Origin of the sequence: Geodermatophilus siccatus (genome assembly GCF_900103785.1) — a bacterium.
GTDB lineage: Bacteria > Actinomycetota > Actinomycetes > Mycobacteriales > Geodermatophilaceae > Geodermatophilus > Geodermatophilus siccatus.
Genome location: NZ_FNHE01000004.1, coordinates 358,161 through 373,395, shown reverse-complemented (window position 1 = coordinate 373,395; position 15,235 = coordinate 358,161). Strand labels below are relative to the sequence as shown.

The 15,235-nt window shown below is 75.3% G+C and carries 15 protein-coding genes; 5 read left to right on the top strand and 10 right to left on the bottom strand.

What is annotated here, in order from left to right:
* The first annotated feature begins 9 nt into the window (after positions 1-9).
* From BLS21_RS10330 to BLS21_RS10315, 4 genes are all read left to right on the top strand, one after another.
* Positions 10-411, top strand: coding sequence for a cupin domain-containing protein (locus tag BLS21_RS10330; protein WP_091217342.1), 402 nt, complete (start codon positions 10-12; stop codon positions 409-411).
* A gap of 143 nt (positions 412-554) precedes the next feature.
* Positions 555-1,109, top strand: a complete 555-nt coding sequence (locus BLS21_RS10325) for a glycosyltransferase (protein WP_091217340.1) — start codon at positions 555-557, stop codon at positions 1,107-1,109.
* A 128-nt stretch (positions 1,110-1,237) separates the two neighbouring features.
* Positions 1,238-2,641 carry a sensor histidine kinase gene (locus tag BLS21_RS10320; RefSeq protein ID WP_091217337.1) on the top strand — a complete coding sequence of 468 codons (1,404 nt, stop codon included), beginning with the start codon at positions 1,238-1,240 and terminating at the stop codon, positions 2,639-2,641.
* Positions 2,638-3,321 (top strand): response regulator, encoded by a 684-nt coding sequence (locus BLS21_RS10315; protein ID WP_281241928.1) that lies wholly within the window; start codon positions 2,638-2,640, stop codon positions 3,319-3,321. Before BLS21_RS10320 ends, BLS21_RS10315 begins: the two co-directional genes overlap by 4 nt.
* A gap of 31 nt (positions 3,322-3,352) precedes the next feature.
* Here BLS21_RS10315 and BLS21_RS10310 read toward each other — a convergent pair whose 3' ends face one another.
* Positions 3,353-4,621, bottom strand: coding sequence for a GAF domain-containing protein (locus BLS21_RS10310; protein WP_091217651.1), 1,269 nt, complete (start codon positions 4,619-4,621; stop codon positions 3,353-3,355).
* Between the two features lie 205 nt (positions 4,622-4,826).
* Here BLS21_RS10310 and BLS21_RS10305 point away from each other — a divergent pair, with 205 nt between their 5' ends.
* Complete coding sequence (locus BLS21_RS10305) at positions 4,827-6,650, top strand: flavin-containing monooxygenase (protein WP_091217334.1); 1,824 nt, start codon at positions 4,827-4,829, stop codon at positions 6,648-6,650.
* Positions 6,651-6,772: 122 nt separating this feature from the next.
* Here the strand turns inward: BLS21_RS10305 and BLS21_RS10300 are convergent, their stop codons facing one another.
* The 9 genes from BLS21_RS10300 to BLS21_RS10260 form a co-directional block, all read right to left on the bottom strand.
* On the bottom strand, positions 6,773-9,601 hold the full coding sequence (locus BLS21_RS10300) for a CHAT domain-containing protein (RefSeq protein WP_091217330.1): 2,829 nt from the start codon (positions 9,599-9,601) through the stop codon (positions 6,773-6,775).
* On the bottom strand, positions 9,598-9,975 hold the full coding sequence (locus BLS21_RS10295) for a CU044_2847 family protein (RefSeq protein ID WP_091217328.1): 378 nt from the start codon (positions 9,973-9,975) through the stop codon (positions 9,598-9,600). Before BLS21_RS10295 ends, BLS21_RS10300 begins: the two co-directional genes overlap by 4 nt.
* 309 nt (positions 9,976-10,284) lie before the next feature.
* On the bottom strand, positions 10,285-10,908 hold the full coding sequence (locus tag BLS21_RS10290; protein WP_091217325.1) for a GDSL-type esterase/lipase family protein: 624 nt from the start codon (positions 10,906-10,908) through the stop codon (positions 10,285-10,287).
* Between the two features lie 133 nt (positions 10,909-11,041).
* Entirely contained in the window at positions 11,042-11,812 is a 771-nt protein-coding gene (fabG, locus tag BLS21_RS10285; RefSeq protein WP_091217322.1) for a 3-oxoacyl-ACP reductase FabG, read from the bottom strand.
* A gap of 127 nt (positions 11,813-11,939) precedes the next feature.
* Entirely contained in the window at positions 11,940-12,359 is a 420-nt protein-coding gene (locus tag BLS21_RS10280; RefSeq protein ID WP_091217319.1) for a DUF350 domain-containing protein, read from the bottom strand.
* Between the two features lie 99 nt (positions 12,360-12,458).
* Positions 12,459-12,863 (bottom strand): AAA family ATPase, encoded by a 405-nt coding sequence (locus BLS21_RS10275; protein ID WP_091217648.1) that lies wholly within the window; start codon positions 12,861-12,863, stop codon positions 12,459-12,461.
* 83 nt (positions 12,864-12,946) lie between these two features.
* Positions 12,947-13,210 (bottom strand): hypothetical protein, encoded by a 264-nt coding sequence (locus BLS21_RS10270; protein WP_091217317.1) that lies wholly within the window; start codon positions 13,208-13,210, stop codon positions 12,947-12,949.
* Positions 13,211-13,298: 88 nt separating this feature from the next.
* Complete coding sequence (locus BLS21_RS10265; RefSeq protein WP_091217311.1) at positions 13,299-14,618, bottom strand: AI-2E family transporter; 1,320 nt, start codon at positions 14,616-14,618, stop codon at positions 13,299-13,301.
* Between the two features lie 144 nt (positions 14,619-14,762).
* Entirely contained in the window at positions 14,763-15,173 is a 411-nt protein-coding gene (locus BLS21_RS10260) for an ankyrin repeat domain-containing protein (protein ID WP_091217308.1), read from the bottom strand.
* Between the last annotated feature and the right edge of the window lie 62 nt (positions 15,174-15,235).

Genomic DNA, 15,235 nt, shown 5'->3' with positions numbered 1-15,235 from the left:
GAGCCCTCGATGGCGTCCGTCATCCACTACACCATCGCGACCGAGGCGGAGAAGTACGACGACTTCCGCCGCGTGCTGTGGACCGGCAAGAACACCCAGTTGGTCATCATGACCATCCCGCCGGGCGGTGAGATCGGCGAGGAGGTGCACGAGGACATCGACCAGATCCTCACCTTCGTCAGCGGCACCGGGGAGGCGCGGATCTCGGGCAGCAAGAAGCAGGTGGCGCAGGGCGACCTCGTCGTCGTCCCCGCCGGCACGAAGCACAACTTCGTCAACACCGGCCCGAACCCGCTGGTCCTCTACACCGTCTACGGCCCGCCGGAGCACGCCGACGGCGCGGTGCACCGCACCAAGGAGGAGGCCGACGCGGCCGAGGAGTCCGGCGAGGACGAGCCGCCGACCGGGTGAGCGCCGGGGTGGGGGGTGCGCCGGGCCCCCCACCCGGTCCGGCTCCACCGCCCGGGCCGGAGGAGTCGTACGACCCCCGTCCAGGTGCGGCACCGACCGGCGCGCTGGTGCAGTGACCCCGTCCCGACCGGGAGGGGGAGGCCATGGCGACGGGTCCCGTCGCACCGCGCCGGCTGCTGTGCGTGGCGCCGCTCGTGCCCACCGGTGGGGTCGACACCCTGCTGACGGCGTTCGGCATGCTCGCCGGCGACCACCCGGAGCTGTCCGTGGAGGTCCTCGGCACCGGACCGCTGTCGCGGGTGCTGCACGACCAGGCGGCCTACCTCGGCATCGCCGATCGGGTGCACTTCCGCGGCCGGCCGACCGCGTCGGCGGTCCGGGCCGCGGTGCACGGCTGCGCGGTCCTCGTGCTGCCGCACCGGGACGACACCGGCGTGGCGCCGACCGCGGAGGTGGCCCTGGCCCAGGCGCTGGCCAGCGCCCGCCCCGTGGTGGCCACGCCGCTCGCGTCGCGCCCCGACCTGCTCGACGCCGGCACCGTCGTGCCGCCGGGCACCCCGACGGTGCTGGCCCAGACCCTCGAGTCCGTCCTGGCCCGCAGCCGGTCCGCCGCGGACGGCGCCTGCCCGGCGGACACCGCCGCTCCGGATCGCGACGGCCGCCTGCTGCGGCGGGTGTGGCTCCGGGTCCTGCGGTGAGGCCCGCGGTCCGCTCCGCCGTCCCCCCGTCCGGGGCACCCCGCCGACCGGTGCCTTGCGCGCCGCCACCGCGGGATGGCACAACTCCCCCGCAGGCCCGTGCCACGCCTGCGCCGAGCGGGGGTGCGATGGCGACGGAGCCGACGACGGTCGTCGCGCCCGCGGTGGACCCGGGGTGGGTGGTGCTCGGCGACGGCGCGGCCGGCACCCGCCCCCGGCCGGCGTCCCCGTCGGTGGGCCGGGTGGTGCTGCGCTTCGTGCTGGCCAACCTGGTCGCCGTCGTCCTGCTGCTGGCCGGCGGCCTCTGGGCCGGCGTGGAGGCGGCCGAGGACGAGGCCCTCGCCGACGCCCGCCGCACGACGGACCTGCTGGCCGCCGTCCTGGTGCAGCCCCTCGTCGACGAGCGGCTGGTGGCCGGCGACCCCGCGACCGTCGCCGCCGTCGACGCCGCGCTGCGCGAGCGGCTGGCGCAGACCCCCGTCCTGCGGGTCAAGATCTGGACCGCCGAGGGCCGTGTCGTCTACTCCGACGAGGCGCGCCTCATCGGGCTGACCTACCCCCTGGACGACGCCGACCGGCAGACGCTGCGCGACGGCGTCACCCGCGCCGCGGTCAGCGACCTGAGCCGCCCGGAGAACCGCTTCGAGCACTCGGCCGGTCGGCTGCTGGAGGTCTACGGCCTGATCGAGGGCCCGGACGGCGAGCCGTTGCTCCTGGAGACCTACTCGGAGTACTCGGAGGCCACCGAGCGCCGCTTCGAGATCTGGGTCCGGTTCGCGCCGATCTCGATGGTCGTGCTGCTCACCCTGGTCGTCGTCCAACTGCCGCTGGCCCGCCGCATGGTGACCCAGCTGCGGGCCACCCAGCAGGAGCGCGAGCGGCTGCAGGCGCGGGCGCTGGACGTCTCCACCGAGGAACGCCGGCTGATCGCCGGGAGCCTGCACGACGGCGTCGTCCAGGACGTCTCGGCCTCGGCGCTGCTGGTCGCCCGCGCCGCCGACGACCTGGCGACCGGCCGCGACCGCGGGCAGCACCGGCAGGTCGCCGAGGTGCTCGGCCAGGCCGCCGGGGCGCTGCGGGAGGCGGTGCGCTCGCTGCGCTCCCTCCTCGTCGAGATCCACCCGCCGACCCTCGAGGGGGCCGGGCTGCCGGGGGCCCTGGCCGACCTCACCGCGCGGCTGCGGCCACGGGGCATCACGGTGCGCCTGGCCGTCGCCGAGGACCTCGAGGTCGAGCCCGCGACCGCCACGCTGCTGCTGAGCACCGCCCAGGAGGCGCTGCGCAACGTGGTCAAGCACGCCCGCTCGAGCAGCGTGGCCGTCACCGTGGCGCAGCGGCCCGGGCAGCTGGTGCTCGAGGTCGCCGACGACGGCGTCGGCTTCGACGTCGCACCGGCGGCCGCCCGCTCGCGCGAGGGCCACCTCGGGCTGCGCCTGCTGTCCGACCGGGCCGCGGCAGCCGGCGCCACCCTCGCCGTGCACACCGCCCCAGGTGCCGGGACGACGCTGCGACTAGAGGTCCCCCGCCCGTGATCGACGCCCCCGTGATCGACGTGCTGGTCGTCGACGACCACGCGCTCATGCGCACCGGCCTGTCCGGCCTGATCGCCGCGGCCGGCGACATGCGCGTGGTCGGGACGGCGGCCGACGGGGCCGAGGCGGTCGAGCAGGTGGCCCGGCTGGCGCCGCACGTGGTGCTGATGGACCTGTCCATGCCGGTGCTCGACGGCGTCGGGGCCACCCGTCGCATCGTCGAGGAGCACCCGGACGTCGAGGTGCTGGTGCTCACCTCCTTCTCCGACCGGCAGCGCGTGATCGAGGCCCTGGACGCCGGCGCCGGCGGCTACGTGCTCAAGGACACCGAGCCGGCCGACCTGCTCGCCGCCATCCGCTCCACCGCCCGCGGCCACTCCCCGCTCGACCCCCGGGTGGCCCGCACCGTGCTGCACGCCCGGCGCGGCCCGGCCCGCGCGGCCGAGCTCACCGACCGGGAGCAGGAGGTGCTCGCCCTGGTCGGCCGCGGCCTGGCCAACAAGCAGATCGCCCGCCGCCTGGGCATCCGGGAGAGCACCGTCAAGGCGCACCTGACCAGCGTCTTCCAGCGGATCGGCGTCCGGGACCGCACGTCCGCGGCGCTGTGGGCCCGCACCCACCTGCCCGAGGAGCCCGACGCGCCGGCCCGGCCCCCTGCGGGGTCCCGCCGCGAGCCCTGATGCCTCCTCGGAGGGGGACGGGGGTCCTTCCTCAGCCGCGCCGCAGCCGCTCCACCAGCGGCGCGGTCGACGCCGGGAGCAGCCGGGCGGCCGGCGTGGGCAGCCGGACCTCGACGGCGACGTCCTCGTCGACCCGGTAGGGCTGGGTCAGCAGCACCGAGCCCAGCGTGCGGCGCAGCCGGGAGACCTCGGCGCGCACGGTGACCGTCCGGGTCGGGTCGCCGAAGAGGTCCGCGGCGAGCGCGGCGGCCGAGCGCCCCGCCGGGTGCCGGGCGAGGGCGAGCAGGATCTCGGCGTGCCGCAGGCTCAGCCCGGCCGTCCAGCTGCCGCTGGGCCCGGTCACCTGCACCTGTGGGCGGGGGCCGGCGAGGTCGAGCACCAGCCCCGCCGGCCGGTCGTCGTCCGCCGGGCCGGACGGCCGCAGCAGCCAGCCGCCGGGCAGCGGCTCGACGGTGCACCGGCCCAGCGCCGGCACCCACACCGGACCGGCGTGCACCTCCTCGGGCAGCGCCACCCGATCGGGCGCGGCCAGGCCGGCCGCGGCAGCGGTGCAGCCGTCGACGCCCACCACGAGCGCCGGGCCGGTCAGCCGGGCGAGGATCGGCGCGGCCAGCGTCCGCAGTCGCTCGACGTGCCGGGTGTGGGCCTGCTGGAGCTCCTGCCCGGCCAGCGCGGCGACGGCGTCGACGAGGGCGATCGTGCTCGGGTGCACCGTCGAGGCGGGGCCGGAGAGGTCGACCACCCCGAGCACCCGGCCGGTGACCGGGTCGCGCAGCGGGGCGGCGGCGCAGGTCCAGGGCTGGTGGCCCTCGGCGTAGTGCTCGGCGGCGTGCACCTGCAGCGGGGCGCGGACCACCACGCTGGTGCCGATGGCGTTGGTGCCGACGACGTCCTCGTCCCAGCAGGAGCCCTCGACGAAGCCCAGCCGGTCGGCCCGCCGGCGCACCTCGGCGCCGCCCTCCCGCCAGAGCACCCGGCACCCGGCGTCCACGACGACCAGCACCTGCCCGGCGTCGCGGGCGACCGGCAGCAGGCGCTCGCGCAGCAGGGGCAGGAGCGGGGCCAGCCCGCTCTCCGCGCGGCGGCGCTCCAGCGCGGCGCCGTCCAGCGGGACGACGTCCGGTGTGCGGGAGGGGTCCAGCCCGCTGCCGCGCAGCCGGCGCCACGACGCGCCGATCACCGGACGGGGCGCGGCGGGCGGGGTGCCCCCGGAGAGGGCCGCGGCGCGCACGCGCGCGAGCAGCCGGGTGTGCACCCGCGGGTCGGCCCCGGGCGGCAGGGCGCTCTGGACGGCGGTCATCGGCAGCTCCTCCACTGTGACCTGCGCCACGACCATATGCCGTGCAACCCCCTGCAACGGCTGCCGCCCGTCCCGATGGGCGGGTGTCCTGGGTCACCACCGCCCCACGACGACGCAGGAGGCGCACAGTGACCGAGCTTGCGAGGGCAGCAATGAGCAGAGCGACCCAGGGCACCTGGCCGACGAGCGCCGGCGGGGAGGACCGGTGACCCAGACCGCCGAACGACCCGGCACCACCGGCTCCCCCGCCGAGCGCACCGACGCCTGGTTGGCCGCGTTCGAGGAGGCGCTCACCGCCCGCGACGTCGACCGCGCGGCGGGCATGTTCGCCGCGACGAGCTTCTGGCGCGACCTCATCGCCTTCACCTGGAACATCACCACGGTCGAGGGCACCGACGGCGTCCGCGACCTGCTGACCGCGACCCTGGACCGCACCGACCCACGCGGGTTCCGCACCACCGAGGAGCCGACCGAGGCCGACGGGACCACCACGGCCTGGATCGAGTTCGAGACCGCGGTCGGCCGCGGCCGCGGGATGCTCCGGCTGCAGGAGGGGGGCACGAAGGCGTTCACGCTGCTGACCACGCTGTACGAGCTGAAGGGGCACGAGGAGCCGCTGCGCGAGCGCCGGCCGATGGGCGCGGAGCACGGCGCGAACCGCGAGCGCACCACCTGGCGGGAGCGCCGGGAGCAGGAGGAGGCCGAGCTCGGGTACACCACCCAGCCGTACGTGCTCGTCGTCGGCGGCGGCCAGGGCGGCATCGCCCTCGGCGCCCGGCTGCGGCAGCTCGGCGTCCCGGCCCTGGTGATCGACAAGCACGCCCGCCCCGGTGACCAGTGGCGCAGCCGGTACAAGTCGCTGTGCCTGCACGACCCGGTCTGGTACGACCACCTGCCCTACCTGAAGTTCCCGGACAACTGGCCGGTGTTCTCGCCCAAGGACAAGATCGGCGACTGGCTCGAGTCCTACGTGACGGTCATGGAGGTGCCCTACTGGGGCAGTACCGTGGCGCGCTCGGCGAGCTACGACGAGTCGGCCGGTGAGTGGACCGTGGAGGTCGAGCGCGACGGTCAGCCGCTCACCCTGCGCCCGAAGCAGCTGGTGCTGGCCACCGGCATGTCCGGCAAGCCGAACGTCCCCCGGCTGCCCGGCCAGGACGTCTTCCGCGGCGAGCAGCACCACTCCTCGGCCCACCCCGGGCCCGACGAGTACAAGGGCAAGAAGGTCGTCGTCGTCGGCAGCAACAACTCGGCGTTCGACATCTGCGGCGCGCTCTGGGAGATCGGCGCCGACGTGACGATGGTGCAGCGCACCTCGACGCACATCGTGAAGAGCGACAGCCTCATGGAGATCGGCCTCGGCGACCTCTACTCCGAGCGGGCGCTGGCGGCGGGGGTGACCACCGAGAAGGCCGACCTGGTCTTCGCCTCGATCCCGTACCGGATCATGCACGAGTTCCAGATCCCGCTGTACGAGCAGATGAAGGAGCGCGACGCCGACTTCTACCGGCGGATGGCCGACGCCGGCTTCTGGCTGGACTGGGGCGACGACGGCTCCGGCCTGTTCATGAAGTACCTGCGCCGCGGCTCGGGCTACTACATCGACGTGGGCGCCGCCGACCTCGTGGCCGACGGCGAGGTGAAGCTGGCGCACGGGCAGGTCGACCACCTCACCGAGGACTCCGTCGTCCTCGAGGACGGCACCGAGCTGCCCGCCGACCTCGTCGTCTACGCCACCGGCTACGGGTCGATGAACGGCTGGGCGGCCGACCTCATCTCCCAGGAGGTCGCCGACAAGGTGGGCAAGGTGTGGGGCCTGGGCTCGGACACCACCAAGGACCCGGGTCCGTGGGAGGGCGAGCAGCGCAACATGTGGAAGCCCACCCAGCAGGAGGCGCTGTGGTTCCACGGCGGCAACCTGCACCAGTCACGGCACTACTCGCTGTACCTGGCCCTGCAGCTCAAGGCCCGGTACGAGGACGTCCCCACCCCGGTCTACCGCCTGCAGGAGGTCCACCACACCTCCTGAGGCGACGGGACGGCGACGGCGCCGTGACCACCCCACCGGCTGGACGGGTGGTCACGGCGCCGTGCTCGCGGGCCCCGTCCCGGGTTCCCGCTCCCGAGCCGGCGAGGGCGTGAGGGCCTTCCTCAGCCGTCGAGGTCGAGCACCCGGACGGTGCCGTCGTTGAGGTTGGTCACGTAGCCGCGCGACCCATCGGGCAGCACCGCGACGGAGGTCGGTGCGTCGCCGATGGGGATCCTCGCCGTGACCCTCCAGTCGTCGGCCGCGATCACCGAGAGCGTGTCGGCGTCGACGCTGGTGACGTAGGCGAACTGGCCGTCAGGCGCCCAGGTGACGTCCTGAGGCCCCGCCTCGACCGGGATGCTGGTCACGACCGTGTCCGAGTTCGTGTCGATCACCGTGACGGTGTCGGCGTCGTAGTTGACGTTGGCTACCAGCGGCCGTGCCGGGTGCACCGCCACGCGGTGCGGGCCGGCGTCGACCGGCACCTCCCGGAGCACGGTGTCGGTCGTGGTGTCGATGACCGTGACGACGTTGGAGGTGTGGTCGGCGACGTAACCGCGCGTGCCGTCGAGGGTGAACTCGATGGAGTGCGGCAGGGGCGGCACCGGGATCTCGGTCCGGACCTCGTGCGCCCCGGCGTCGATGACCACGACGGTGTTCGGGCCCTCGACGGGCACGTAGACCCGGTCCCCGTCGCGGGTGACCGCGGGTGCCCACGGCTTTCCGTCCAAGGGGATGGTCTCGATCATCTTCCAGGTCCTGGTGTCGAGGACGCCGACGGCCCCGGCCTCGGTGTCCTCGTCGTACAGGCTGAGGTAGGACGTCCGGCCATCCGGGGAGAACTCCACGAACTGCGGTGGGCCCACCGGCACGGGGATCTGCCCGGTCACGCGGTCCAGCTCGGTGTCGACCACCGTGATGGTGCGGGCCCCGCGGTTGGCGACGTAGAGCTGGGTCCCGTTCGGCGTGGCCACCGCGTAGCCGGGTGTCTCGCCCACCGGGATGGTGGCGCCGGCCGCGGGGATCGGCATGCTCGCGGCCGGGGGTTGCGGACCGGCGCTGGTGGTCTCCGCGGGGCCCGGGGGTGCCGTGGCGGACGAGGCCGGCTCGGCGCGGTCGTCCGGTCCACCGGGCGCGCCCTGCTGCGTCACCAGGACGACCACCCCGCCGAGCAGCCCGACCAGGAGCACGACCGCGGCGAGGACCAGCAGGTGCCTCCGCGACGGCCGGGGAGCCGGCGTCGGCACGGGCTCCTCCGTCGGCGGTGGGGGCGGCGGAGGCGGGGGCGATGCGGACGAGGGCCCCTGCCCCCGGGCGGCCGGGCCGGTCCCAGCCGGGGGGACGCCGGGCGGAGCGGCGCGGGCCGTCCCGGCCGGCTTGCTCCGCGTGGACGTCCGGGGTGCTGCCGGTGCGGTCCCGGGAGCGCCCTCCCCTGCGGCCGGCCCGCCCTGCGCGCGGGCACGCGGTGCCGCGGTCTTGCGGGGGCGTCCGCGATGCGGGGCCGTGGCTGGCGCGGGACCACGGGGGATCGCGCCGTTCCCGGCGTCGGGCCGGCGCCGCTCCCCCGGACGCCGCGCGGCTGCGGGCACCTCCTCGTCGCCGCGGTCCTGCTGCTGCGTGTTGCTCGGCGGGCCCCCGCCCCCGCGAACAGGCGTGTCAGTGGCAGCAGGGCCGTCGTGCTCCGCTCCCGCTGTGGCGGTGGGAGCCCGCGGGTCGGGCGGCCGCCCGGCGTCCCGCCCGCGGTCCGAGGGGTCGCCGCGGACCGATCCCTGGACGACCTCGGGGGCGACGGCTGCGACCGCGTCCGCGGCCGGCGCACCCTCGGCGGGATCCGGCGGTCCGGCGACGTCGAAGACGCGCCCGTCGGGCGCGCGCAGGTACAGCACCGGGGTCCCCCACTCGACCTCGTTCGGCTGGAGCCGGATGGCCTTGCGGGCCTCGGCGATCGCCGCGTCGAGCGGGTAGCCGTCCGCGACGGCCTCGTAGAACCCGCGGGTGAAGACGATGGCAGCCCGGTCGGAGATCTCGAACTGCATGGCGACCACGGCGGGGATGCCCTGGTGGACCAGGCTCTGCGCGGTCCCCGAGTAGGGGTCGCGCCGGCCGCCACGCGCACCCTCGCACGAGTTGAGCAAGGCCAGCCGCAGGGTGCGGTGGTCGTGCAGGAGGGCGCCGAGGTCAGAACCGCTGATGGGCTGGGCCCGGCCGGTCGGGCCCTCCATGGCCAGCTGCCCGTCCCCGAGCTCGGCGTCGTACCGCCCGTGGCCGATGTAGTGGAAGACGTGGTGCTGACCCCGCCGCAGCTGGCGCTGCAGGTCGGCCATGGTCCCGTTCGGGGCCCGTTCGAGGCGGACCCGTCCGGCGTGCTCCAGACCCGCGAGGGCCTCCCGCAGCCGCGCCCACTCGGCGTCCACGTCCAGGGGCGGGAAGTCGGTGGGGCTGGCGACCAGCACCAGCACACGCAGCGGCGGCCGGACGGAGAGCGGGCGGATGCGGCCGGGCAGGTCGAGGTAGCGCACCAGCGGCGTCCACGCCGACAGCGCCAGGTACCGACGGGCGTCCCTGTCGTAGAGGTACTCCCATGGCAGGTCGGCCAGCTCGGGCGAGTCGGTCAGCCGCAGCCGCACGCGCAGCCCGGCGTCCTGGCCCTCCGCCTGGTCGAGGCTCGCCATCAGGGCGCTGTGCACCTGGTCGTGGAAGACGGCGTCGAAGAGCCGGGCACCGAACTCGCGGACCGCCGTGGCCTCGGGCGCCTCCTCGCTGCGGACCGGGTACCGGCGCGGCCGGCCGATGCGCAGCAGGAAGTTCTCCAGCTCGAGGTCGGAGAACGGGATCGTGACGGGCACCGGGCGGGTCTCGCCCACCGGTGAGTTCAGCACCCGCGCTCGGTAGCTGCTCGGCGACACGGGTTCGAGCAGCACGTCGAAGTCCAGGTAGGTGCGCTCGGTCATCCGGCTGTGCCCCTCGCCGGGTCGTCCCGGCCGGGCCGCCAGGTCATCGACACGGTGAAATTGCCCGTGGAGCTGGCACCGGCCACGAAGGCCCCCACCTCCGCGCTCAGCTCGAGACCGAAGTCGATTTTGATCTCCTCCGGGCGCTCCGCGACCGACCGCAGTCGGCGCACGAGCGCCTGCACGGCCGGCTGGACGTGGCCGACGGCCTCCTCGAAGCTCTGCTGCGCCTGCAGGACCACCCGCTCGTCCCGGTCCCCCCACCCCCGGGTGACCTCACCGTCGCCGTACCCGCCGGCCGCGGTGCCGTCCTCGGCCTGCACCAGCACGGTGCCGCCGTCCTCGAGCGTGAACCGCACGAGCCGCTTTGCCATGACCGACCACCCATCCGCGAGCCGGGACGCGTCGTCCTCGACACGGATGAGCTCGGGAGGAGGGCTCGTGATACGCCGCTGCGTGACCGGGCCGTGCCTCGACGCAGGGGGGGTCCCCACCACGGACGCCGACCCCGGGCACGACCACGAGCGACACGTCTCCCCCTCCGGACCACATCCGTCCGAATGACGCGTCAGCGACGCTAGGGAGTGTTCCGGTCACCGTCCAGAGGGACGGGTGCGTGTGGACGGCCGCGGGGCGCGGACCCGGTGACGCAGGCTCCCTTCCGGGTCGGGTGCTGCACGTCCTCAGGCGGCGGCGCCGTCCCGGCGGGCGTGCGCGGCGGCGACGACGTGCGGCACCAGCGCCTCGGCGATGTGCGCGTAACCGGCCGACGACGGGTGGAAGCGGTCGGCGGAGAACAGGGCCGGATCGGTGCCGAAGGCCGCTGCCACGGCGTCGGAGACAGCGGCGACCATCGCGCCGTTCGCGCGGGCGACGGCGGCCTGCTCGCGCTGCAGCTGCCGGGAGGCGCTCTGCACCAGCGGCCGCAGTGCCGGCGGGACCCACGGCACGGTCGACATGTCCGGCGCCGGGACGACGACCACGTCGGTGTCCGCGGCGCGGAGCCGGGCCAGCGCGCTCGCCAGGGCCGCGGCGGCCTGCGCCGGGGGCACCAGCCGCGCCAGGTCGTTGGCGCCGACCACCACCACGGCGAGGTCGACGTCCAGCGCTGCGGCCCGGCGGACCTGCGCGGCCAGGTCGCGCGACACCGCCCCGGGGACGGCGAGCACGGACAGGTCGATGTCGTAGCCGGCGTCGGTCAGGGCGGCGGCCAGGCGCGGGCCGAGGGCGTCGCCGGGCCCGGCGGCGCCGGAGCCGTACGCGAGGGAGTCACCGAGGAGAGCGAGTCGCAGGGGCGTGCGGGTCACGGTTCGTACAACACCGGCGCACGCACCGCCATGCCCGCGCCCCGGACGCAGCAGGGCCCGGCCGGGGTGCCCGGCCGGGCCCTGCAGCGAAGCCCCGCCCCGAGCCGCGAGGGGTGGGGCAGGGGGTCCTCTTTCAGGCCTTGGGGCCGCCGGCGGCGTAGACGACCTGGCCGGAGACGAAGCCCGCGCCCTCGCTGACGAAGAAGGCCGCCAGGTTCGCGATGTCCTCGGGCTGGCCGACGCGCTGCACCGGGATCTCCTTGGCGGCGTAGGCGATGAAGTCCTCGAACGCGACGCCCATCCGGTCCGCGGTGGCCTTGGTCATCTCGGTCTGGATGAAGCCGGGGGCGATGGCGTTGGCGGTGACGCCGAACTTGCCCAGCTCGATCGCCAGGGTCTTGGTGAAGCCCTGCAGACCGGCCTTGGCCGCCGAGTAGTTGGCCTGGCCCCGGTTGCCCAGCGCCGAGGTGCTGGAGAGGTTGACGATCCGGCCCCACCTGGCGTCGATCATGTGCTTCTGCACCGCACGGGTCATGAGGAAGGCGCCGCGCAGGTGCACGTTCATGACCGTGTCCCAGTCGGACTCGGTCATCTTGAACAGCATGTTGTCGCGGATGACGCCGGCGTTGTTGACGAGCACCGTCGGGGCACCCAACTCGGCGGCGACGCGGCCGACCGCGGCCTCCACCTGCTCGGCGTCGCTGACGTCCGCGCCGACTGCCAGCGCACGACCGCCAGCGGCCTCGATGGCCTCCACCGTCGCCTTGCCCGCGGCCTCGTCCAGGTCGACTACGCCCACGGCGAACCCGTCCTGCGCCAGCCGCTTGGCGACGGCCGCACCGATGCCACGCGCGGCCCCGGTGATGATCGCCACGCGGGCGCCGGTGCTGTTCGACTCGCTCATCTGTTGTCCTCTCCGATCCTGCGCCGTCCGGTGCGCTGGAGCACACGGTACGGATCCGGATCCCCGAGCTACCGGCGGGTAGCCCCGCGTGTCCCGCGGACGGCGGGGACGGCGGCGACCGGCCTGGTCAGGGCCAGATGCTGGCGACGACGATGCCGGCCACGGCGAGCTGGACGGCGGCGAGCACCAGGCTCGCGGGGTGGAAGGCCACCTCGGTCACGTGCTGGCCGAGCTTGCCCGGGGTCAGCAGGTCGAGCACCACGAAGGCGATCCCCTGCAGCACCACGCCGAGCACGCCGAAGACGACGGTGTAGAGCAGCGCCGATCCGAACCCGCTCGTCGCGTTGGTCCAGATGGCGCTGAAGATGACCAGTCCCTGGGCGAGGAACCCGGCGGCGAGCACGATGCCGGCGTTGACCGACCGCTCCTCGTGGATGTGCCGGCCGAGGCGACCCGGGGTGAGCAGGTCGAGCACGAGGAAGCCGAGGGTCAGCAGCACGATGCCGACCCCGGTGTAGGCGACGGCGTAACCGATGCTGGCCAGCACGAGGGACCTCCGGGGGACGCGGGACGGGCGGACGCCGGACGTGTCTACCGCACCGGCCTGCCCGGATCCGCCCCGGCGTGTCCCGACGCGCCCGCCGCCTCAGCGGGTACGGACGACGTCCACCCGGTCGAAGCCCTCCTCCGTGCTGGGCGGGACGAGCCGCGCCGCCGTCCCGTACAGGCCGGCCGGCGGCACCCGGGCCCGCCCCTCTCGCGCGTCGTTGCGCGCGGCGCAGACCGGCACCGGGGTGTCCAGCCAGACCGCGCGGACCCCCACGCCGGCCGCCCGGGCCGCCGCGACCAGCGGCGCGCGCTCCTCGGGCCCGGGGTTGGTGTTGTCGACGACCACGCTGCGGCCCTCGGCGAGCAGCTCGGCGACCACCCGCCGCTGCCGGGCCTCGCGGCGGCGGGCGTTGGGCCAGTGGTCCTTGCTCACGACGGCGTGGGTGGCGGCCAGGTGTTCGCACACCCAGGTCGACTTCCCACTGCCCTGGAGCCCCACCACGACCACGAGCTCCTGTGCGGGTGCGGCCCCCGTGCAGGGGCCCGCTGCGAGCCGGTGAGCGGTGGGGGGCAAGGGGTCCTCGTTCAGGCGGTCTGGCGCAGCGGCCGCACGTCGGCGTCGTCGTCCAGCGCCGGTCCGGGTGCCGGGTGCTCGACGAGCGCCAGGACCCGGCCGGCCATGAACCGGGCGGTGCGGACCGGGGTGCCACCCCGGGTGCTCTCGGTGACCTCCACCAGCCCGCGGCCGTGGGTCACGTCCACCCGCCGCCCGGCGCGGGTGGCCTCGATCTCGTAGGTGCGGGTGCTCCCGCCGGCGTCGATCACGACCTCGACACGGTCGCCCTTCATCGCGTCCTCCAGACGTCGTGCCGGGCGGGGTGCCCGACATGGTGACAACGTCCTCCAGGGGTCCGACATTCCGGGCTGACCTGCGCTTTCAGTCCTCCGTCGGGCGTCGGTGGGGGCGTGGGACGTGCAGCGCGCGGACCGAGGCGAGGGCCGCGCGGCGGGCGTTCGCACGCTGGCGGGCGCGGCTGGTGCGCGGCGCTCGGGGTTCCTCGCGCAGCAGCGCGTCGAGCCAGTGCCCCCGGGGGTCGACGTCCACCAGCAGCGCCTTGAGCAGCAGGGTGAGCGGGATGGCCAGCAGCGCGCCCAGCGCGCCGAGCACCCAGCCCCAGAACAGCAGCGCCACGAAGGTGACCGTCATCGACAGCCCCACCGAGTCGCCGACGAACCGCGGCTGGATGAGCGTCTGGACGACGAAGTTGAGCAGCGCGTAGACCGCGACGACGACCCAGAAGCCGGTCCAGCCGCCGTCGAGCAGCGCCAGGATCGCCGGTGGCACCAGACCCAGCACGAACCCGATGTTGGGCACGTAGTTGGTGACGAAGGACAGCAGCCCCCACACCACCGGCAGCGGGATGCCGATGATCGCCAGCGCGATGCCGTCGCCGACGGCCACGATGCCGCCGAACACCGTGCTGACCCACAGGTAGCTGCGGGTGCCGCGGGCGAACAGGCCCAGGGCGATCGGCAGGTGCGGGCGGTCGGCGGCGACGAGCGCCAGCCGCCGGCCGAACCCGCCCGACTCGATGGACAGGAACACCAGCGCCGCCAGCAGCAGGACCAGCGTGGACGCGGCGTCGGTGGCCCGGGACAGCACGCCGGTGGCCACGCCCACCAGCTGGCTGTAGTCGAACTGCGCCACCAGGTCCGAGAGCTGGCCGGAGACGATGCCGCGGTCGTTGAGGTCGGCGACCACCGAGGCGATGAGCGCCTCCGCCTCGCCGGCGTAGTTGGGCAGCAACGCCGCGAACTGGGCGATCGAGACCACCAGGAGGGCGACGAAGCCCAGCAGGACGGTCCAGACGAGCAGGAGCAGCACCGTGGCGCTGGCCCACCGCGGCCAGCCGTGCCGCTGCAGGAAGCGCTGCACGGGCGTGAGGGCGATGACCACGACCAGGGCCAGCAGCACCGGGCCGACCAGCCAGGCGATCGAGCGCACCCCGGCGATCGCGATGGTGGCGGTTGCGGCACCGATCAGCAGCACCATCCAGCGCGGCATGCCACCGGTCGGCGGCCCGGGCACGTCCTCGGGCAGGAGGGCGGCCTCGGTCCCGGTCACCGCGGCGGCGTCCGCCGCTGCCCGGGCCTGGACGGCGGCGGTCTGCACCTCGGCGGCGGCGGCCGGCGGCACGCCGGTGGCCCCGTTGGCCTGTGGGACCTCGGCGCCCGGGACCCCCCGCTGCGTGGTCACCGTCGGTCGCCTCAGCCCGCCGCGCCGGTGGGCGCGCCCGAGGTACCGGCGCCCGACGGCCCCGGGTGGATCCCCACCATGTGCCCTCCTCCGCGGATCGCCGCGCTGCCCGGGCGGTCACCCTGGCACGCGCGGCCGGCCGGCTCAGGGACGCGCACCGTCGAGCAGCGCGGTCATCGCCGGCAGGTCGAAGAACGCCGCCGTCTCCCGGGCGGTCGGGCCGCCGGCGTCCGGGTCGGCACCGGCCGCGAGCAGGGTGCGCACGGTCTCCTCGGACTGCTTGAAGACCGCCGCGGCCAGCGCCGTCTGGCCCCGGTCGTTCGCCCGGCCGGCGTCGGCGCCGCGCTCGAGCAGCGCGGCGACCGTGTCCGGGTGGCCGTGGTAGGCGGCCAGGATGAGCAGCGTGTCGCCCTTGTCGTTGGTCAGGTTCGCCGGCACCCCGGCGTCGACGTAGGCGGCCAGCTCCTCGGTGGCCCCGCCGCGCGCCAGGTCGAAGACCCGCGCCGCCAGCTCGATGACCCCGGGATCGATCCCGCCGCTGGGCTGCTCACTCATCGGTCCTCCTCGCCGGCGCCCGTCCGCCCGGTGCGTGGCACTGCTGGACTCCTGCCCGACCT